The sequence below is a fragment of the Stutzerimonas chloritidismutans AW-1 genome (assembly GCF_000495915.1).
Lineage (GTDB): Bacteria > Pseudomonadota > Gammaproteobacteria > Pseudomonadales > Pseudomonadaceae > Stutzerimonas > Stutzerimonas chloritidismutans.
Genome location: NZ_AOFQ01000066.1, coordinates 1 through 20047, shown reverse-complemented (window position 1 = coordinate 20047; position 20047 = coordinate 1). Strand labels below are relative to the sequence as shown.

The following is a 20047-nucleotide window of genomic DNA, read 5'->3' as shown; positions in this document are numbered from 1 at the left end:
ACGCATCAGCGGATGAACAGCGCATAGATCAGCCTCTGCCACCACTTGCCGTAGGGCGGGTAGATCAGCCGGGCAGCATTGAAGCGCTGCTTGATGAACACACCCTTGGCCTTGCTGAAGGTGAGGAAGCCTTCGTGGCCGTGGTAGTGCCCCATGCCGGACGGGCCGATGCCGCCGAAGGGGAGGTCGTCCTGGGCGACGTGCAGCAGGGTATCGTTCAGGCACACGCCGCCGGAGTGGGTGGTTTGCAGCATGCGCTGTTGCTCGCTGCGGTCGTAGCCGAAGTAGTACAGCGCCAGCGGTCGTGGGCGTGCATTGATGTAAGCCACCGCTTCGTCCAGATCGGCGTACGGCACGATCGGCAACAGCGGGCCGAAGATTTCCTCCTGCATCACGCGCATGTCGTCGGTGGTGTTCAGCAGCAGGCAGTGCGGCATGCGCCGTTGCTGCGCCTCGGCAAACAGCGGCACGACATGCGCGCCCTTGGCCTGCGCATCGTCGAGGTAGTCCTGCAGTCGCGTCAGCTGACGCGCATTGATGATCGCGGTGTAGTCGGGATTGTCCGCAAGGCTCGGATACAGACGCTGTACCGCCTCACGGTAGGCACCGACGAAGCCCTCGACACGCTCGCGCGGCACCAGCACATAGTCCGGCGCGACGCAGGTCTGCCCGGCGTTCATGCACTTGCCGAAGGCGATGCGCTCGGCGGCATCGGCCAACGGGACGCTGGCCGAGACGATCGCCGGCGACTTGCCACCGAGCTCCAGCGTCACCGGTGTCAGGTTCTCCGCTGCCGCGCGCATCACCTCGCGGCCGATGTGTGTCGAACCGGTGAACAGCAGGTGATCGAACGGCAGCCGGGCGAAGGCTTGCCCGACCTCTACATCGCCGAGCACCACCGCTACCTGATCTTCAGGGAAGATCTGCGCCAGCAGCTCCTTGAGCAGCTGCCCGGTGGCAGGCGTCGACTCGCTCATTTTCAGCATCACGCGATTGCCGGCGGCGAGCGCGCCGATCAGCGGCCCGATGGCCAGATAGAGCGGATAGTTCCACGGCACGATGATGCCGACCACGCCCAGCGGCTGGTAGACCACCCGTGCGCTGGCTGGCTGGAAGGCGAGGCCGACATGCCGGCGTGAGGGTTTCATCCAGCGCCGCAGGTGACGGCTGGCGTAACGGATGCCGTGCAGGCTGGGCATGATTTCCGCCAGCAGGGTTTCGTCGGCCGAACGATGACCGAAATCCGCAGCGATTGCCTCGATCAGCGCCGGTTGATGGCTGGCCAGCACATCGCGCAGGGCGTCCAGCCAACGCAGGCGATCCTCTTCCGAAGGCATCGGTGCGGCGGTGAAGGCCAAACGCTGGCGGGCGAACAGGGCCTCCATGGCGACCAGCGCTTGCGGGATTTCGGCTGACATGCGGGCTCCTGATGCGATGTGCTGGAGGATTTCTAGAGTAATTACTCTAAACTGTCAACGAGACGTGCTTACCCGCCTGCTGGCGTGTACCGTTACTTCCTTCGCTTCGCCGCCGAGAACTCGCCGCCTCATGGCATCCCGCACCAAGACCCGTGACCGCATCATCGAAGCCAGCCTGGGGCTGTTCAACGCCCAGGGCGAGCGGAACGTTACGACCAACCACATCGCCGCCCATCTCGGCATCTCGCCGGGCAATCTGTACTACCACTTCCCCAACAAGCAGGCGATCGTCGCAGAGCTGTTCGGGCAGTACGAATCGCGTGTCGACCAGTTCCTGCGCCTGCCGCCGGAGCGGGAAATGCAAGTCCAGGACAAGGCGCTTTACCTCGAAGCGCTGCTGGGCGCGATGTGGGATTACCGATTTCTCCATCGTGATCTGGAAGGCCTGCTGGATGCCAATCCGCAGCTCGCCCAGCGCTACCAGGCGTTCGCCGGCCGTTGCCTGCGGCATGCCCGGGCGATCTATCAGGGGTTCGTCGATGCCGGCATTCTGCTGATGGATCCCGCCCAGGTTGAGGACATCGCGCTTAACGCCTGGATCATAATCACGTCTTGGGTGCGCTTCCTTTCCACTAGTGGCATTCGTTCGGACCGGTTGAGCGAGGCCTTGCTGTGTCGGGGTGTTTATCAGGTGCTGGTATTGGAGGAGGGCGTTGTCGCCGACGCTGCGCGGGTGAATTATGGCGAGCTGTGTCGGCGGTTTCGGGTGCCGTTAGACGTAACTGTAAGGGAAGTATGGCACCTGGATTTCGAGCTGGATTGACATTTAATTGGCGCCATCTGCCGACAGGGTCAACCTTTCATCGGTGATGATGGCATTATGCTTGTATAGAGCCAGACGCTATGGATTAATACCGGTGGGCGGTAGGTCGTTTATTACGGTGAATCCATGTGGATCGTTCAAGTATTTGCCCGTAGGTTGACGGCAACGGCAATCCGATTTTTTGCATTATTAGGGCCGCACCGTTCGGCGTACGCCATTTTGCTCCATGGTCTGCTGTTAGCCCTGCCTGTTCACGCTGATGCTAGCTCGACGGCCCGTCCGGGCAGTGTCGCTTTCTGGTACGCCTCCTCTCCGCCGCTGGAAGAACTGGCACAGTTCGAGTGGGCGGTTCTTGAATCTGGCCATCTCTCACGACGAGACGTGGCGTTTCTTCGCGCTCAGGGCAGTTCGCCCTTTGCCTATCTTTCCGTTGGCGAGTACGACGGCGACCTCTCCGAGGGTGGCGACGAGATCGCCCGGAGCGCAAGCGAGGTCCGTAACCAGGCCTGGAACAGTCAGGTCATGCAGTTGAGTGCCCCGGCGTGGCGCGAACATCTGCTGGCTCAAGCCCGAGCCCTCGAGCAGCAGGGCTACGTCGGTCTTTTCCTGGATACGCTGGACAGCTTCCTGCTTTTGCCCGAGGACAGGCGCGAAGCCGAGCGCGTCGCGCTGCGCGATTTTCTTCGGCAACTGCACCGGGAGCTGCCGGAGCTCAAGCTGATCTTCAATCGCGGGTTCGAAGTACTTCCCGAATTGCCGGGCGTGGCGAGCGCGGTGGCGGTCGAATCGATTCACGCCGGCTGGGATGCCGGTCGCGGACGTTACCGTGCAGTGCCGCAAGCTGACCGGGACTGGCTCGACATCCACCTCGATCCATTGCGTGCCCAAGGCGTGCCGTTGATCGCGATCGATTACCTGCCATCCACACAGCGCGAGGAGGCGCGCGCGCTAGCCGAGCGTCTACGTGGCGAGCGTTTCATACCCTTCGTCACCATGCCTGAGCTGGATTATCTCGGGATCAGCACGCTGGAGGTCCAGCCTCGACGCGTTGCGGTGATCTACGACCCACGGGAAGGTCCGCTTTCGAGCAACCGCGGTCATATGTTTCTGGGCGGGCTGATCGAATACCTTGGCTATCGGGTCGACTACCTACCAGCTGACCAGCTGCCGACAAACCCGATGGGCGGGCTCTATGCCGGTATCGTGACCTGGATGACCAATGGCCCGCCGGACGATTCTGCCGCTTTCGACGACTGGCTCGTGGCCCGGCTCGACGAAGGCGTTCCGCTGGCCATCATGGGAGGGGTTCCCGTGGTCGGCCGGGCAGTACTCAGGCGGTTGGGGATGCGCCACGTTGGCAAGCCGGCGAAGCCCGGTGTCACTATCCTCGCGCAGGACAAAACCCTGGTGGGCGGTTTCGAAGCGCCGGTTACGGTGCGAGTTCGCGAGCTGGTAGCGCTCGACACGATCGATGGCGAGGCACAGGCAGGCCTGAGCCTGGTCGATAGCGAGCAACGCCGTTACACGCCGGTGGCGACCGGGCCTGCCGGCGGTGTTGCGCTGACGCCCTACATCATTGAAGAGGGGCCTGACTACCAGCGCTGGATTCTCGACCCGTTCGTCTTCTTGCAGCGTGCCCTTCGGTTGCCGCCGTTGCCCCGCCCGGATGCGACCACCGAAAACGGGCGGCGTATCGCGACGGTGCATATCGATGGCGATGGTTTTCTGTCTCGTGCCGAGGTGGCCGGCTCCCCATATGCCGGTCGCGAGGTGCTCGAGGCGTTCATCGAACCGCATGGGTTGCTGACGTCGGTATCGGTGATCGAAGGGGAAATCGGGCCCAAAGGCCGCTATCCCCATCTCGCCCGCGAGCTGGAGCCGATCGCGCGTGAAATATTCGCCAATCGTAAGGTCGAGGTGGCCAGTCACAGTTTCAGCCATCCGTTTTACTGGCAGCCGGAGCGCGCCCAGCTCCGGGAAGGCTTTACCGCCGAGTACGGCATGACGATGGCCATTCCCGGCTATGACAAGCTGGATTTCACACGGGAGGTGGTGGGTTCGACGGCCTACATAAACGAGCGGCTGACCACCGCCGACAAGCCCGTGAAGATGATCTTCTGGACCGGCGACGCACTGCCGGATGCGGCTACGATCAAGCTCGCTTATGACGCCGGCCTGGAGAACGTCAACGGCGGAACGACCATCCTGACCCGCGCGCATCCTTCATTGACCGGGCTATCGCCGCTAATCCGGCCGACGGCCGGCGGCATCCAGTACTACGCGCCGATCATCAACGAGAACCTCTATACCAATCTCTGGCAGGGGCCCTATTACGGTTTCCGGGGTGTACTCGAGACCTTCGCGCTGACCGATGCCCCCCGCCGTCTGCGCGGCCTGCATCTGTATTACCACTTTTACTCTGCGACCAAGCAGGCATCGATACGGGTCATGCAGGACATCTACCGATCGATGCAGGCCGAACAGCCGATATCGCTCTGGATGAGCCAGTACATCCGACGGATGAATGGTTTGCACCAGTCGAGCCTGGCCCGGCTCGGCGATGGCCGCTGGCAGATTCGTGGCCTGGATGGGCTCCGCACCTTGCGACTGGATCCAGCGCTCGGTTGGCCGGACCTGCGCCGCTCGCAGGGCGTCGCCGGGGTTCGCGAACTGCCGCAGGGTCGCTACGTGCACCTGAGCGATGCGCACGCCGTGCTCGCGCTGCGTCCCGAGCGTGACCCCAGGCCCGCCCTGGAGCAGGCGAACCTGCCGCTGCTGGCCTGGGACTATCTGGATGACGACCGAGTGAAACTTTCCTTCGCGGGAGAAATGCCGCTGCGGTTTTCCGTTCGCGCCAGCGGCCGCTGCTCGCTGGAAGTTGCGGGCAAGCGTCATGCGGGCGCGAAGGTTCAGGGCTTGTGGCAGTTCGAGCTGGCAGAGACGCGGGTGAGCGATGCGCAACTCCTCTGCCACTGAACCCGTTCGGCTTCTCAGTCCCTGGGCCCTGCTGCTCGTCGGCGGGCTAGTCGTTACCCTGCTGGTCGTCACCTACCATGGCGACGAGGTCTTCATGCCGAGCGAGCGGCAACCTGATGCCGTCTCGATCAGCTACGCCGAACTGCTGCTGGAAGCCCATCCTGATGACACCAGCTTGCGGCTCAAACTCATCGAACAGCTCATTGCCCTCGGCGACCATGTCCGCGCCCGCTCACACGTCTTCAGGCTGAATGAGGCGTCCGGCGATGTCCGCTTTTTCCTAACGGAGCTGGCCGTACTCGAGGCTCAGGCGACTGAAAAAGCGGTTTCCGCCCAGACCCTCGCGGCGCTGAGTGCCCAACTACGCGGCGTGGTGCGCGAAGGGCTTAGCCTCGAACAACTGGCCCGGCTTGCCCGCCATGCCTTGGCGGTGAACGACCCGAGCCTGGCCGCGCAGGTCTACCTGGACCTGGCTGAGCGAGACGAGGCCAGACGACAGCAGTGGTTTGGCGAAGCGGTAACGGCCCACCTCGCCGCTGGCGAAACCGGAACGGCCGCACGCTTGCTGAGCGGAATGATCGCCCGTGTTGACAGTGCCGATGACCGGCAGCGCTATGTCAGCGAGGCGTTTTCGGCATACCTCGCCGCGGACCAGGGTGAACAGGCAGCGACCGTGGTGCATGCCAATCTGGACATCTTGGACGCAGCCGATGGTGCGCTGCTTGAAGCGGCGGTAAAGGCGGGTATCGGCAGCCAGCGGTACGACCTGGCCGCTGAAATCCTGGCACGCTGGCGGCTGCTCGATCCCGAAGGCGTGACCGCGCTGCGCAGCGAAATGCAGCTGCGCCTCGCGTCGGGTCAGCTCGAGCAGGCCTGGGAGGTCGGCCAGCAGCTGGCGAATGTCGCACCGCAGCCCGCCGAGACGCTCGAAACCATGGCCAAGCTCGGCGAATGGACAGGGCGGCCCAGCGAGGCCCTGGAGTACTGGCTGAAGTTGCTGCAGCAGCAGGATGGTCCGCAGGTGCGGGAGCACGCCTGGCGTCTGGCGGCCCAGCTGTTCGATTTCGATAACACCATCCGGTTGCTGGCCGGTGCGGGCGAAAGCCGTCAACTGTCCGATGCCGAGCTCGACGCCCTGGTCTACAGCCATGGCCAGCGCGGCACGCCAGAGCAGGCCGAGCGCTGGCTGCGTCAGTATCTCAGCGCCCATCCGGATCACAGCCTGGCCTGGGAGCGCCTCCAGCAGTTGCTGGAACAGACGCAGCAACTCGAGGCGCAGGTCGCGCTCTGGGCTGAGCGCGACCGCAGGTTCGGCGTGAGCCTCGAGCAACGATTGGCCTGGGCGCACGTGCATTGGGAGCTGTTCGATTTCCAGGCCGCCTGGGCCGTGCTCGATGCAGCCGACCGGCAGCAGGTCAGCGAACCCGCCTACTGGCTCTTGCGCGCCGAACTGGCGTGGGACTTGGAGCGTGATGAGGATGCAATGGAGGGCTATCAGCGGCTCCAGGAACTTGGGGTCGCCAACAGCGATACTGCCGACGAGCGGCTCATCACCCTTTACGAGCGTCACGCTCCGGCGCGGGCGCTGGACGTCATGATGGCCAGCTGGGAGCGCAAGCGGACCCCGGCGAATCTGACCCGCGCCTTGCAATGGGCGATGCAGCTGGATGACCTGCCACGGTTGCGCCTGCTGGTCGAGCAAGGCCTGCAGCTACCTGAAGGCGAACGAGTCGGCGCGCTATGGAGCGCCCGCGCCAGGCTCGCGGTGCAGGCGGGTGAACAGGCCGAGGCCGAGCGATTGCTGGTCGAGGCCGTTGCGCGCTTCCCGCACGCCGACGCGGTCAAGGAGCAGTTGCTCTGGCATTACATCGACACGGGCAACAAGGCGGCCCTGACCCCGCTGCTGCAGCGCTGGGAGCCGCTCGCGCACAAGCGCAGCAGCCTGTGGCTGCCCTATGCGAGTGGTTACCTGCTGCTCAATCGCAACGAACTTGCGCTGCAGTGGTTCGACCGCTTCCTGCGACGCAACCCCGAGGACCTGCTGGTGCAGGCCGCTTACGCCGATGCATTGGACAACGCCGGCTATTTCGACCGAGCGCTGCGGTTGCGACGCCATCTGGCTGGGCTCTTCGATGGCCGGCCTGCGACGGCGGAGCCGGACACCTATCGGACCTACCTGCGCCTGCTCAGTGCGGGTGGGGCCGGCATCGAGATGGTGTTGCGCCTGGAGCGGCCCGATGCCCGCCCCATGCTGCAGATCTGGTTCGACCAGTTCAGCGAGCAGCTCGAGCGGCTCAACCAGCCGGCATTGAAGGACGAATGGCTTGGCTGGGCGCGTCGCAATGGCCTGCGCATCGATCGGTATGCCGAGCTGCAACACGCATTGCGCGCCCACAATGCCAGCGCGTTGGAGCGCCTGCTCGCCGGCGGCGGGCTCGATCCGGCGCAACGAGTCGAAGCCTTGCAACAGCTCGGTGCGTCCCATCGGGCGCTGAGCGAAAGTCTGGCGGCGCTTTCGCCGGACCAACCGGACGCGTTGCAACACCAGTTGCGGGGCCAGGCGCTGGCCCTCCAGGCGCGCCACCCGCAAGGCCTGCAGATCGGCCTGCGCCGGCAGGATTTCGGCACCCTGGAGCTGCGTGGTCAGACGGCGGAGATCGCCCGCCAGTTCGGGCGCGACTGGCATGCCAGCGCCCTGTTCAGCAGACAGCGGTATTCGGGGCCGGGCCTTTCTGACGCCAGCCCCGGTGTCGAGCGGTCCGCTGAGCTCCAGCTGACCCGCGAGCTCGGGCCGGCCTGGCTCGGCGCGGCGCTCGAGATCAGCGACCATGACGAAGGCGATCGCCAGGGCGCTGGTGTTTTTGGCGGCCTTCAACTCACCGATACCGATTCGCTTGAATTTCACGCCGACTGGCATCGCCAGGCTGAGGAGAGCGGCCTGGCTCGTGCACTCGCCCGTCGCGACTCGGTGGGCGTCAGTGCGACGCATGGCCTTACACCCCGTGACCAGTTCAGCTGGTCGCTCGCGCAGCAGCGGTTCAGCACATTGGACGGCGAAGCGCTTGGCCACGGGCGCCAGCTGAATCTGGAATTCAGTCATGCACTGTTCTTCGAGGGGCCTAGCTGGACACTTCGCAGCGGCCTGACCCATGCGGCCTATCAGCTGGCGGACGGGCCCTTGCATTCAGTCCTGCAAGAACCGGCCGATTACCTGCAGGAGCGCTTCGGTCAGGTCTATGTCGCCAGCACCTGGCGCCGTGGCTTTCCCGGTGCGTTGAACCGCGAAACCCCCCAATACAGCTGGCTGGTCGACGTGCTTGCCGGCTGGCAGTGGACCGAGCAGCAGGTCGGCTACGCGATCAATGCGGGTGTCGGGACGCGGCTGCTCGGTGACGACGAACTGGCGTTCACCCTGGGGTATCAGTCGGCGCCGCGCAACGGCGACGGCGAGCCAGGGGGCACGCTGAGCCTGACCTACAGCACCCGGTTCGGGCGCTGATTTCTCACAGGGAGACCGATCCATGTCATTCATTCGTTATCTGGCCGTGCTCGCCGTGGCCATGCTGGCGACCGGCTGCAGCACCTTCACCGACCACCATACGGCGACCCTGCCGCGTGAGGCGGCGTGGGGACTGGTGCCGGTCGTCAATTTCTCGCAGGCCCCGCAGGCGGGCGAGCGGGTCGAGCAGATCCTGCTCAGCGTGCTGGCCGAGCAGGGCCTGCAGCCGCGGCATTATCCGACCGCACCTCGGTCGGACCTGCCCATGCTCGACGACCGCAGTCGGCTAGCCGATGCGCTGGCCTGGGCAGCGTCGGAGCGGCTCGACTATGTCATCAGCGGCAGCGTCGAGGAGTGGCAGTACAAAAGCGGCCTGGACGGCGAGCCTGCGGTCGGTATCAGCCTGCAGGTGATCGAGCCGGCGACGGGACGGGTCGTCTGGAGCAAGAGCGGTGCACGTGCCGGCTGGTCACGCGAGAGCCTCGCCGGCACCGGTCAGAAGGTGTTGCGCGAGCTGGCCGGCGCGTTGCGGCTCGAATGATGTCCGTGGGGTCGGCACACAAGGACTTCACGCTGGCGCCGCGCGCCGGCGCGGCTGTGTCGTGGCTGGAAACCTGGGTGATCACCGGCCTGGCGATCGGCCTGGGTTACTGGTTGTCCCCCGGAGACCCGCTCATGGTGCAGGCTTCGTTTCCCTGGCCGCTGATGGCGCCCCTGTTGCTCGGCATGCGCTACGGCTTCATGCGGGGCATGGTCAGCGCGGTGCTGCTGATCCTCGCGCTTATCGCCTATCACCGCTACGGCGACGGGCTGTACCCGCAGATGCCGGCGTCCTTCATCGTTGGTGTGCTCGTCAGCGGCATGCTGGTCGGGGAGTTTCGTGATATCTGGGAGCGGCGCCTGGAACGGCTCGACCTGGCCAACGACTACCGCCAGTTGCGGCTCGACGAGTTCACCCGGGCCCATTACATCCTTCGCATCTCTCATGACCGTCTGGAGCAGCGGGTCGCGGGTAACGATCAGAGCCTGCGCAGCTCGCTGCTTGGCTTGCGCAACCAGCTGCGCGACCTGCCTCGTGGCGACGATGCGCTGCGGGCCCTGGCGGAACCGGTGCTGGGTCTGCTGGCCCAGTACGGCGCCTTCCGCGCCGCGGCGCTCTATCGGGTGCGCGACGGCGTTGCGCTGCCCGGCGCGCTGAGTGCCATGGGCGATGTCGCCCCGCTCGACCACGACGACTTGCTCATGCGTATGTGCCTGCAGCGCGGCGAGCTTGTCAGCATCCGGGAGCAACTGATCGAGCGAGGCGAGCATCGGCAACATTCGCGTTACCAGCTGTGCGTCCCGCTGATCGACACCGAAGGACGCTTCCTGGCAGTGCTTGCCATCGAGCAGATGCCGTTCTTCTCGTTCAACGACCGGGTGTTCGGCCTGCTCGCCATCCTGGCTGGGCATATCGCGGACCTGATCCTGAGCGATCCGGAGCTGCTCCATCTGCAGGACATGGACAGCCAGCACTTCAGCCAGAACCTCAAGCGCTCGGCCAGCGATGCACGGCTTCACGGGCTCGATGCCAGCCTGTTCGCACTGCAGGTGAAGGCGTCGACCAACAGCGACAGGCTGTTGCGCCTGATCGAGGACAGCCGTCGCGGGTTGGATCTGCAGCTCAGGCTGACCGACCAGGACGGCGACACCTGCGTGCTGGTGCTGCTGCCCTTGACCTCCGCCGAAGGCGCTCAGGGCTATCTGTTACGCCTCAATACGCTGCTGGGCGAGCGGTTTGGCCAGGGGCAGACGCTGGACAGCCTGCAGGTTCGGGTGCTGGCGCACGACATCGGCGCGGAATACGGGCAGGAAGCCTTGCGTCATTTCCTCTACAGCGAGTGTGGCTTGAATGATCAGCAAGTGGCTGTTTAGTGGCGCGCTGCTGTTCGAGCTGAGCAGCTGGGCGGCGTTCCACGAGCGTTTGACCGTTGCGCAGGCGACATCGCTGTATCTGGGTGCGCATGCCGCGAGCAGCGCCTTGCTGGCGGCCGGAATCTGGCTGCTCCTGCCGCGTCGCTACAAGCTTCCGCTGCCCTGGAGCCCGTTATTCATCTTCTGTCTGGCGTTCTTCGTTCCGGTGTTGGGCGCGGTTGGGGTGGCGGCTGCGCTCTTTCCGGCGCTGTACCTGCCCCGGCGTCGGCAGGAGAAGAGCTGGGACTCGATGGGGCTTCCGGAGTTGCCTTTCCGACCGCAGGAGCGCGGCAAGGAACTGATGTTCAACGACGGCGGCCTGCAGGACGTGCTGCGTCATGCTCCAGATACGGAGAAACGGATGGCCGCGCTGTTCGCTACGCGTCGCATGCCGTCCCGCGAAGCCATCCCCATCCTCAAGCTGGCGTTGCGTGATTCGGCTGATGATGTCCGGCTTCTGGCCTATTCGATGCTCGACAAACAGGAAAGTGAGATCAACCTGCGGATCGAGACGGCTCTGCGACAGCTTGCGGTGGCGGAGGGCGCCCACCGTACGGCATTGCACGATGCCCTGGCGCGCTGGTATTGGGAGCTGGCCTATCTTGGGCTGGCCCAGGGAAGCGTCCTGGACCATGTCCTGGAGCAGGCACGCGAGCATGCGCAGCGCACGCTCGACGTCCCGGGCAATCCCTATGCGCATGTCCTGGCGGGGCGGATCGCCCTGGAGCAGGGGCGGCTCGAAGCCGCGGCCGACCACTTCTCTCACGCAGAAGCGGCCGGCGTCGGGGTGCCGACGCTGGCTCCTTTCCGTGCGGAAATCGCCTTTCTTCAGGGACGTTATGCCGAGGTTCGCCAGCAGTTGGCCGCGCTCCCGTCCGAAACCCTGCAGCGTCCGCCTTTCGCTGCCCTTGCGAAGTACTGGTTGTGACCCTCATGCGATCCGAAACGCCTATCGCCGATATCTGCCTGCTGCTCGAGGGCACCTGGCCCTATGTGCGGGGTGGCGTGTCCAGCTGGGTGAACCAGCTGATCCTGGGGCTGCCGGACTTTACCTTCTCGGTGGTTTTCATCGGCGGGCAGCGTGAGGCGTACGGGGAACGGCAGTACCGGATTCCGGCCAACGTCGTGCATATCGAGGAGCACTTCCTGGAAAGCGCCTGGCGTCCGGTCGAGGCGCTCGGCCGGGTCGGGCACGAAGGCGCGGCAGAGACCATGCGGCAGATGCACCGCTATCTCCACGCCCCGGGCACCCCGGACGAAGCGCTTGGCGAAGGCCTGCTCGACACCCTGGCTTCCGGTCGATTGTGTCTTGAGGATGTGCTGCGCAGCCGATCGAGCTGGGAGGCCATCACCGAGGGTTACACCCGGCATTGCAGCGACCCCTCGTTCGTCAATTACTTTTGGACACTGCGCACCATGCACGCGCCACTCGTCATGCTCTCGCAGGTCGCGGCCCGGCTACCCAGGGCGCAGGCCCTGCACTCGATCTCGACCGGATATGCGGGGCTGTTGGGGGCCATGCTGCAGCGTCGCTGGCAGTGTGCGTACCTGCTCAGCGAACACGGCATCTACACCAAGGAACGCAAGATCGACCTGGCCCAGGCCAGCTGGATATCCGAAGGCCCGGACGAGGCCTTGCGTACCGGCTTGGACACCGAGTTCAGCTATATCCGCAACCTATGGATCCGCTTTTTCGAGCGCATCGGCCTGCTGACCTACCGCGCGGCAGACCCGATCATCTCGCTCTACGCAGGCAACCGGCAGCGCCAGATCGCGGATGGCGCGCACCCCTCGCGTACCCGCGTGATCCCGAACGGCATCGCCATGGCCGCATGGATCGATGCCCTGCAGCGCCGCCCAGCGGGGATTGCGCCAGTGGTCGGGCTCGTCGGTCGCGTGGTCCCGATCAAGGACGTGAAGACCTTCATCCGAGCGATGCGGGGCGTGGCCAGTGCCATACCGGAGGCCGAGGGTTGGGTGGTCGGGCCCGAGGAAGAGGATCGCGCCTATGCGGCCGAATGCCGGAGTCTGGTCGCCAGCCTCGGATTGGAAGGCAAGGTGAAGTTCCTCGGGTTCCGGCAGATCCATGACCTGTTGCCCAACCTCGGCCTCATGGTGCTGACCTCGATCAGCGAGGCCCAGCCCTTGGTGATCCTCGAAGCCTGGGCAGCGGGAACGCCTGTGGTCAGCAGCGATGTCGGTTCCTGCCGAGAGCTGATCGACGGGGCGGCGGACGAGTCGCCACCGCTGGGTTGCGCCGGGGAGGTGGTCGCCATTGCCGACCCCCAGGCGACGGCCAGGGCGATCATCGGCCTGCTCGGCAACCCCGAGCGCTGGCGGGCGGCCCAGGCGGTGGGACTCGAACGGGTGAATCGCTATTACACCGAGGCCCTGATGCTCGATCGTTATCGCAATCTCTATCGCAACGCCACGGGGAGGCGCTGACATGGCCGGTATCGGTTTCGAGCTGCGCAAAATCCTGTCGCGCGATTCCTATACGGCTACGCTCCGCGCCTATGTCTATGCCGGCTTGATCAGTTCGGGCCCGTGGGTGCTGTCGATCATCAGCGTGATGCTGATCGGGGTGATGAGCCTCGGGGTCGTCGTGCCCGAGCTGCTGGTTCGCCAGTTCCTGGTCAGCGTGACCTATCTGATGGCCGCTTCGCTGATCATTACCGGTGGCGCTCAGCTGTTCTTCACCCGGTTCATTTCGGATCGGCTGTTCGAGAAGCGACAGGACTGCATCCTGCCGAATCTGGTGGGCATCCTGCTGATGGTAACGGTGGCTTCGGGTGTGCTGGGATTCGTCTTGCTGAGCCTGGTGTTCGATCAACCGTTCGGATACCGGCTGCTGATGCTGGCCAACTTCGTCGTGCTGTGCAACCTGTGGCTGACCATCATCTTCCTGTCGGGCATGAAGGCCTACAACCGCATCCTGCTGGTCATGGTCATCGGCTATTCGCTGATGGTGTTGTGTGCCTATCTGCTCCGGTTCTTGAAGCTCGAAGGGCTGCTCCTCGGCCTGCTGATCGGGCATGCGAGTCTGTTCTTCATGTTCCTGTTCGACATCCTTCGGGAGTATCCGTCCCGGCGGCTGGTGGCGTTCGATTTCCTCGAGCGCCGGCAGGTTTTCCTGAGCCTGCTGGTCACAGGGCTGTGCTACAACCTGGGAATCTGGATCGACAAGATCCTGTTCTGGTTCAACCCCAGCACGTCGAGTCAGGTGATCGGGCCGTTGCGTGCTTCGATGCTCTACGACCTGCCGATCTTTCTGGCCTACCTGGCGATCATTCCAGGCATGGCGGTGTTCCTCGTGCGCATCGAGACGGACTTCGCGGAGTGGTATGAGCGGCTCTTCTCGGCCATTCGTGGGGGCGAGACGCTGCAGCACATCGGCCAGCTCAAGCAGCAGATGATCCTGGCGGTGCGTCAGGGGTTGCTGGAAATCTGCAAGGTCCAGGGCCTGACCGTCGTGCTGCTGTTTCTCGTTGCACCCAACCTGCTCGCTTGGTTGGGGATTTCGGCCTATTACCTGCCGCTGTTCTACGTCGACCTGATCGGCGTGAGCATTCAGGTCGTGTTCATGGCGCTGCTCAACGTCTTTTTCTACTTGGACAAGCGCCGGATCGTGCTGGAGCTGTGCCTGATCTTCGTGCTGCTCAATGCGATGCTGACGGTGATCAGCCAGCACATGGGCCCGAGCTTCTTCGGCTATGGCTTTACGCTGTCGGTGCTGGCGTGTGTTCTGCTGGGGCTGGTTCGCCTGTCCAGCAGTCTCGAGGATCTGGAATACGAAACCTTCATGCTGGGCCGCTGAAACTAGGCGTCCAACCACTGCGGAATGCGCCGCTCCAGGTAGTAGCGAGGCCTACGCGGCGTGCCCTCGACAAAGCCGACGTGGCCACCGTGGGCGTGCAGCTCGAGGGCGGTGGTTGCAGACAGCTCGCCTGGTTCCGGCACGCTGTGGCGGAACACGAAGGGATCATCCTCGGCCTGGATCAGCAGGGTTGGCGTCGTGATCGTCGGCAGGTAGTAGCGGCTGGAGGCACGGCGGTAATAGTCCTGGGCGTCGCTGTAGCCGTGCAGCGGCGCGGTGAAGCGGCCGTCGAAATCCCAGAAGGTACGCATGCCGTGCAGTGGTCCGAGGCTCTGCAGGGCACCGAGGTGGTTCAGCAGCCCCTCGCGCTGGAAGCGCTGCTGTTTGTCCCTCAGGTAGGCGACCATCGCCTTCATGAAATGCGCCTGGTAGACGCGGGAGAAGCCGAGGCCGATGCGATCGGCACATTGGTCCAGGCGGAACGGCACGGACACCGCCACGGCCTTGCGCAGCGGACAACTGGCTGCCATTTCGCCCATGTACTTGAGCAGTACGTTGCCACCCAGCGAGTAGCCGACCGCATGCAGCGGCGCCATGGGCCGGCAGGCCTGCAGATGTCCGATCACTTCGGCGAGATCATCGCTGGCGCCGGAATGATAGGCGCGCGGCAGCAGGTTCGGTTCGCCCGAGCAGCCGCGCCAGTTGATCGCGACGCTCGCCCAGCCTTGCGCGCTCAGTTGTTGCTGCAGACCGAGCACGTAAAGCGAATTCGACGAGCCGGTCAGCCCGTGTAGCACCAGAACCAGCGGCGCTGTTGCTTCATGCGGGCCGTGCCAGTCCAGGTCGATGAAATCGCCATCGGCCAGCCACAGTCGCTCACGCCGGCGTTCGAGGCGCGGCGCCTTGCGAAAGAATGCGTTCCACAGGGTCTGCAGGTGCGGCCCGGGAAGCCACCAGGCGGGTTGGAAGGATTCTGACACGGTTGCTCGGGTTCCTCGTTTGCTCCGACGTTAGAGCCTCGGCGGCGGGAAGAAAAGCACGATGCAGGCGTTGAATGATGCTGGCCGCCTGGCGACTTATGTCTTTGGGGATATGGTCAGCGCCGCCTTAGGGGTGGAGAGTGACGCGATAGTCTTATCCGGAACCCTGCCCATGACGCTTACACCCTTCGATCAACTGCTGGCTGCCGCGCGCCATGAGCGCGAACCCCAGCGCCTGCTGTTCGTCTTCGTCAGCGCCGAACTGCCCGAGGATGCCACCGAGGCCGAGCGCCAGCGCTTCGAGGAAAACGCCGGCGGCTCGCTGAAACCGGTGCTCTGCGTCGACAAGCTGCCCGAGGAGCTGAGCGACTTCGCCGCGCTGCGTGAAGAGTCCGAGCGCACGGGCGTGGCCTGGGATCTGCTGTTCGCCGCGGCGCTGCCCGGCCAGGCCGGCATCACGCCGAACGCCGACGAGGCCGAGCAGCCACTGAAGATGATGGTCAGCGCCATCGAGACCGGCAACGTCGGCCGCTTTCTGGCCTTCGATCGCAACGGTCAGACCGTCGACTTCTACTGAAGTCGCCGACTTCAAGCGGCGGGTGCGTGGCGCTCCCAGAGCGCGTAGTGCACCTTGCCAGCCTGCTTCTCCCGATGCAGTCGCCAGTTCCCCGGCAGGCCGAGGCTGGACGGCAGTGCCTCGCTTTCGGTGTAGACCCAGGCGTGCTCGGCCAGCCAACCCTTTGTCTCCAGCAGCTCGCAGGCCGGTTGCAACAGATTCTTGTTGAACGGCGGGTCGAGGAATACCAGGTCGAAGGCGGTCGGCGTCTGGGTTTCCAGATAGCGCAGGGCATCGCTCTGCAATAGCTGGCCGTGGCCGCAGTTCAGCGTGTCCAGATGCTTGCGCAGGCTGGCGATGGCGTTGGCGTTCACGTCCAGCGCCAGGGCCATGCTGGCGCCGCGCGACAGGGCTTCCAGATAGATCGCGCCGCTGCCGGTGAACGGATCGAGCACCCGCGCGCCGGATAGGTAGGGTGCCAGCCAGTTGAACAGGGTTTCGCGCACCCGGTCCGGCGTGGGGCGCAGGCCTTCGGCATCGGGGAAGCTGAAGCGGCGCGAGCGCCACTCGCCGCCGATGATGCGCAACTGGCCCTGGCCGCCGTGGGCGTTGGGGCGAATGGGTGGATTGGCCATCAGTGCTCCGGAACGCCGCTGGGCTGTTCGACTGGTTTATCGGTGGGCGGTGGCAGCGGTTGCTGCTCGACGCTGGGGCCGGCGGTGACGATGACGAAGGCGTCTTGCTGCAGATGCTTGTTCATCGCCGTCTTGACCTGTTCGACTGTCAGCGCCTGCACCTCGCCCATGAAATCCTCCAGGTAGGTCAGCGGCAGGTCGTAGAAGCCGATGCTGCCCAGCTGACCGACGATGTCGGCATTGCTTGCGGTAGACAGCGGGAAACTGCCGGCGATCTCGCGCTTGCTGCGCTCCAGCTCGGCCTCGGTCGGCCCTTCGGCGAGATAGTCGCGGACCAGCTGCTGCACCAGATCCAATGCGCCATCGGTGAGTTCGGCGCGGGTCTGCATGCTGATCATGAACGGCCCTTCGGCACGCATCGGGCTGAAGCCGGAATAGATGCCGTAGGTCAGGCCGCGCTTTTCGCGCACTTCTTCCATCAGCCGCGTGCCGAAACCGCCGCCGCCGAGGATCTGGTTGCCCAGATAGAGCGCCGCGTAATCGGGGTGACCGCGCGGAATGCCGAGCTGGGCCAGCATCAGATGGCTCTGGTTGGAGGGGAAGTCGATGTGGTGCTTGCCGGCAACCGGAGCCTCGGGTGTCGGCGTCGTTGGCAGCGCCGGGCCTTCCGGCAGGGCGGCCGAGACGCCGGCGGCCAGGGCTTCGGCCTCTTCGCGGGAGAGGTCGCCGACCAGCGCGATCACCGCGTTGCCTGCCGCATAGGCGCGGGCGTGGAAGTCGCGCAGCTGCTCGACGCTGATTGTCGGCACCGACTCTGGGGTGCCTTCGCTGGGGTGGGCGTAGGGGTGATCGCCATAGAGCTGCTCGAACAGCTCGAGGCTGGCGAGCTTGCCGGGGTTCTGCTTCTGGAATTCGAAGCCGGCCAGCAGCTGATTCTTGATCCGTTGCAGCGAGTCCTCGGGGAAGCTCGGTTGGCCGATGACCTGATTGAACAGCGCCAGGGCCGGTTCGCGCTTGTCCGGCGCACTGAGGCTGCGCAGGCTGACCACTGCCATGTCGCGGTAGGAACCGTTGCCGAAGTCCGCGCCCAGGCCTTCGAAGCCGCGGGCGATGGCGCCGACGTCCTTGCCCTCGACACCCTCGTTGAGCATGGCGTTGGTCAGCAGTGCCAGGCCGGGTACGTCGCCGTCCTGGCTGCTGCCAGCGGAGAAGGTCAGGCGCAGGTCGAACATCGGCAGTTCGCGGGCTTCGACGAACAGTACCTTGGCGCCTTCGGCGGTCTGCCAGCTCTGGATGTCCAGCTTGCGCCGGGCCAGGGGTTGATCGCCTAGCTCGGCGAGCGACTCCAGACGAGGTTTTTCCGGCGTTGCGGTCGGCACGGCAGGCTGGGTCGCCTCGCGGGCGACATCCTGCTTCGCCGGCTCGCCGGGTTGTGGCAGGGCGGTGGAGCCTTCATCGCAGCCCGCCAGGCCGAAACCGGCTGCCAGCAGCAGGCCGAACAGGCCGTTGCGCAGCGCTTTGCAATCACTCATCACGGGCTTCCTCGGGCAGAACATGGGCGACGCTCAGGCGGGAGCGGGTGAAATAGGTGCTGGCGGCCTGCTGGATGTCCTCGGGCGTGACCGCTTCCAGCGCGCTCAGCTCCTCGTCCATCAGGCGCCAGGACAGGCCGACGGTTTCCAGCTTGCCGATGGTGGTGGCCTGCTGGGTGATGGAATCGCGCTCGTAGACCAAGCCGGCGATGACCTGCGCACGCACGCGCTCGAGTTCGTCCGCCGAGGGCGGTGTCTGCTTGAGCGCATCGAGTTCCTGCCACAGGCCGGCTTCGACTTCTTCCAGCGTGCGGCCCTTCTGCATGTTCGGCGCGGCGCTGAGGACGAACAGGCTGTCGCCGCGGGCATAGGCGTCGTACCAGGCCGAAGCGCTGGTCACCAGTTCTTCACCGCGCTCCAGCCGCTCCGGCAGGCGCGCGCTGTAGCCGCCGTCGAGCAGGGCGGAAATCAACCGCAGCGCGTGCACCTGGCGGGCGTTCTCCTCGGTCGCCAGGCTCGGTGCGTTGAAGGCCATGAGCAGCGTCGGCAGCTGGGTCTTCACGTGCAGCTTGAGGCGCCGCTCGCCCGGCTCGGCCAGTTCCAGTGGCCGCTTGGCTGCTGGCACTTCGCGTTTCTCGATGTCGCCGAAGAAGCGCTCGGCCAGTCCGCGGACCTCATCGGCGGTCACGTCGCCGACCACCACCAGGGTAGCGTTGTTCGGCGCGTACCACTGCTCGTACCAGGCGCGCAGCTCGTCGGCCTGCATGCGGTTGAGGTCGGCCATCCAGCCGATGGTCGGGTTGCGATAGCCGCTGGCGGGGTAGGCGATGGTCTTGAAGCGCTCGTAGGCCAGCGAGCTCGGCTTGTCATCGGTGCGCAGGCGGCGCTCTTCCTTGATCACTTCGATCTCGCGGGCGAACTCGTCTGGCGGCAGCTTGAGGCTGGCCAGGCGATCGGCTTCGAGCTCGAACGCAACGGCCAGGCGGTCACGTGCCAGGACTTGGTAATAGGCGGTGTAGTCGTCGCTGGTGAAGGCGTTTTCCTCGGCGCCCAGCTCACGCAGGATGCGCGAGGCTTCGCCGGCATCGAGCTTGCGGCTGCCCTTGAACATCATGTGTTCCAGCGCGTGGGAGAGGCCGGTCTGGCCAGCCGTCTCGTAGCTGGAGCCAACCTTGTACCAGAGCTGGGATACCACTACCGGCGCACGATGATCCTCGCGCACGATCACTTTCAGGCCGTTGTCGAGGAAGAACTCGTGGGTGGGCTGGCTGTCTGCTGCTGCCAGCAGGGGCAGATAGAACGCTCCGAGCAGCAGGGCGGCGGCGCGGCGTAACATCAGAGGCATAGTCGGGACTCGTCCAGTTGGTGTCCGCCACGGCAGACTGGCAGGGCGGCAACACGGCAGCCATGGTACTGGCGCGTGCGAATCAGGCAAAGCCGGGATATCCGCAGCCGAACCGGCCCTGATGCCGGAGCCCGTGCTTAGCGCACCCGCTTTGCGAGGTGCTAGGATAGAGCCCGTTTGGCCGGCAGCGTGGCTGCCGGCGTATCGCATCCTTGAGAATACCTTCTCCATGTTTGGTTCCAACGACGACAAGAAGACACCGGCCGAGCCCGGCGAAAAGAAAGGCCTGTTCGGCTGGCTGCGCAAGAAACCGCAGCAGCCGGTGGCCGAGCAGCCTGCCGCCGAACCGCAGGAAGACAGCCTGCCGCACGCCGAGCAGCCTGAGGCCGAGAGCGAGCAACCGGCAATCACCACCCCCGAGCTATTGCCCGAACCGCCCGTCGAAGCCGAAATACTCCCAGAGCCAGAGCCAGAGCCAGAGCCAGAGCCAGAGCCAGAGCCAGAGCCAGAGCC

General features: G+C 65.0%; 14 protein-coding genes and 1 pseudogene. 10 read left to right on the top strand and 5 right to left on the bottom strand.

Features of this window, described 5'->3' with window-relative positions:
• Nucleotides 1–5 precede the first annotated feature (5 nt).
• Nucleotides 6–1418 carry a coniferyl aldehyde dehydrogenase gene (locus tag F753_RS46250; RefSeq protein ID WP_023446906.1) on the bottom strand — a complete coding sequence of 471 codons (1413 nt, stop codon included), beginning with the start codon at nucleotides 1416–1418 and terminating at the stop codon, nucleotides 6–8.
• 130 nt (nucleotides 1419–1548) lie between these two features.
• On the opposite strand from F753_RS46250, the gene F753_RS46245 reads away from it, so the two are divergent.
• The 8 genes from F753_RS46245 to pelG all read left to right on the top strand — a co-directional run bounded on the left by F753_RS46245 (nucleotide 1549) and on the right by pelG (nucleotide 14486).
• Complete coding sequence (locus tag F753_RS46245) at nucleotides 1549–2241, top strand: TetR/AcrR family transcriptional regulator (protein ID WP_023446905.1); 693 nt, start codon at nucleotides 1549–1551, stop codon at nucleotides 2239–2241.
• A 126-nt stretch (nucleotides 2242–2367) separates the two neighbouring features.
• Entirely contained in the window at nucleotides 2368–5217 is a 2850-nt protein-coding gene (locus tag F753_RS46240; RefSeq protein WP_041207390.1) for a bifunctional glycoside hydrolase/polysaccharide deacetylase family protein, read from the top strand.
• The gene (locus tag F753_RS46235) at nucleotides 5195–8716 is read left to right on the top strand and encodes a tetratricopeptide repeat protein (protein WP_023446903.1); all 3522 of its coding nucleotides are present in this window, start codon (nucleotides 5195–5197) and stop codon (nucleotides 8714–8716) included. The genes F753_RS46240 and F753_RS46235 overlap by 23 nt, the downstream gene beginning before the upstream one ends.
• A gap of 22 nt (nucleotides 8717–8738) precedes the next feature.
• On the top strand, nucleotides 8739–9257 hold the full coding sequence (locus F753_RS46230) for a hypothetical protein (protein WP_023446902.1): 519 nt from the start codon (nucleotides 8739–8741) through the stop codon (nucleotides 9255–9257).
• Entirely contained in the window at nucleotides 9257–10630 is a 1374-nt protein-coding gene (locus F753_RS46225) for a PelD GGDEF domain-containing protein (protein WP_023446901.1), read from the top strand. Before F753_RS46230 ends, F753_RS46225 begins: the two co-directional genes overlap by 1 nt.
• Nucleotides 10608–11597 carry a tetratricopeptide repeat protein gene (locus tag F753_RS46220; RefSeq protein ID WP_023446900.1) on the top strand — a complete coding sequence of 330 codons (990 nt, stop codon included), beginning with the start codon at nucleotides 10608–10610 and terminating at the stop codon, nucleotides 11595–11597. Before F753_RS46225 ends, F753_RS46220 begins: the two co-directional genes overlap by 23 nt.
• A gap of 5 nt (nucleotides 11598–11602) precedes the next feature.
• On the top strand, nucleotides 11603–13114 hold the full coding sequence (gene pelF / locus F753_RS46215; protein ID WP_023446899.1) for a GT4 family glycosyltransferase PelF: 1512 nt from the start codon (nucleotides 11603–11605) through the stop codon (nucleotides 13112–13114).
• Nucleotide 13115: 1 nt separating this feature from the next.
• Complete coding sequence (gene pelG, locus F753_RS46210) at nucleotides 13116–14486, top strand: exopolysaccharide Pel transporter PelG (protein WP_023446898.1); 1371 nt, start codon at nucleotides 13116–13118, stop codon at nucleotides 14484–14486.
• 2 nt (nucleotides 14487–14488) lie between these two features.
• Here the strand turns inward: pelG and F753_RS46205 are convergent, their stop codons facing one another.
• Nucleotides 14489–15466: a hydrolase gene (locus F753_RS46205; RefSeq protein ID WP_023446897.1), complete on the bottom strand. Its 978-nt coding sequence runs from the start codon at nucleotides 15464–15466 to the stop codon at nucleotides 14489–14491.
• Between the two features lie 172 nt (nucleotides 15467–15638).
• On the opposite strand from F753_RS46205, the gene F753_RS46200 reads away from it, so the two are divergent.
• Complete coding sequence (locus F753_RS46200; RefSeq protein WP_023446896.1) at nucleotides 15639–16043, top strand: hypothetical protein; 405 nt, start codon at nucleotides 15639–15641, stop codon at nucleotides 16041–16043.
• Between the two features lie 11 nt (nucleotides 16044–16054).
• Here the strand turns inward: F753_RS46200 and rsmD are convergent, their stop codons facing one another.
• From rsmD to F753_RS46185, 3 genes are read right to left on the bottom strand one after another with little or no spacing between them, the layout of a single operon-like run.
• Nucleotides 16055–16657 carry a 16S rRNA (guanine(966)-N(2))-methyltransferase RsmD gene (rsmD, locus tag F753_RS46195; RefSeq protein WP_023446895.1) on the bottom strand — a complete coding sequence of 201 codons (603 nt, stop codon included), beginning with the start codon at nucleotides 16655–16657 and terminating at the stop codon, nucleotides 16055–16057.
• Entirely contained in the window at nucleotides 16657–18189 is a 1533-nt protein-coding gene (locus F753_RS46190) for a M16 family metallopeptidase (RefSeq protein ID WP_023446894.1), read from the bottom strand. The genes rsmD and F753_RS46190 overlap by 1 nt, the downstream gene beginning before the upstream one ends.
• Entirely contained in the window at nucleotides 18182–19534 is a 1353-nt protein-coding gene (locus F753_RS46185; RefSeq protein WP_023446893.1) for a M16 family metallopeptidase, read from the bottom strand. The genes F753_RS46190 and F753_RS46185 overlap by 8 nt, the downstream gene beginning before the upstream one ends.
• 229 nt (nucleotides 19535–19763) lie before the next feature.
• Between F753_RS46185 and F753_RS49875 the strand changes: the two are divergent.
• Nucleotides 19764–20047, top strand: a pseudogene (locus tag F753_RS49875) (signal recognition particle-docking protein FtsY); the annotation flags it as partial.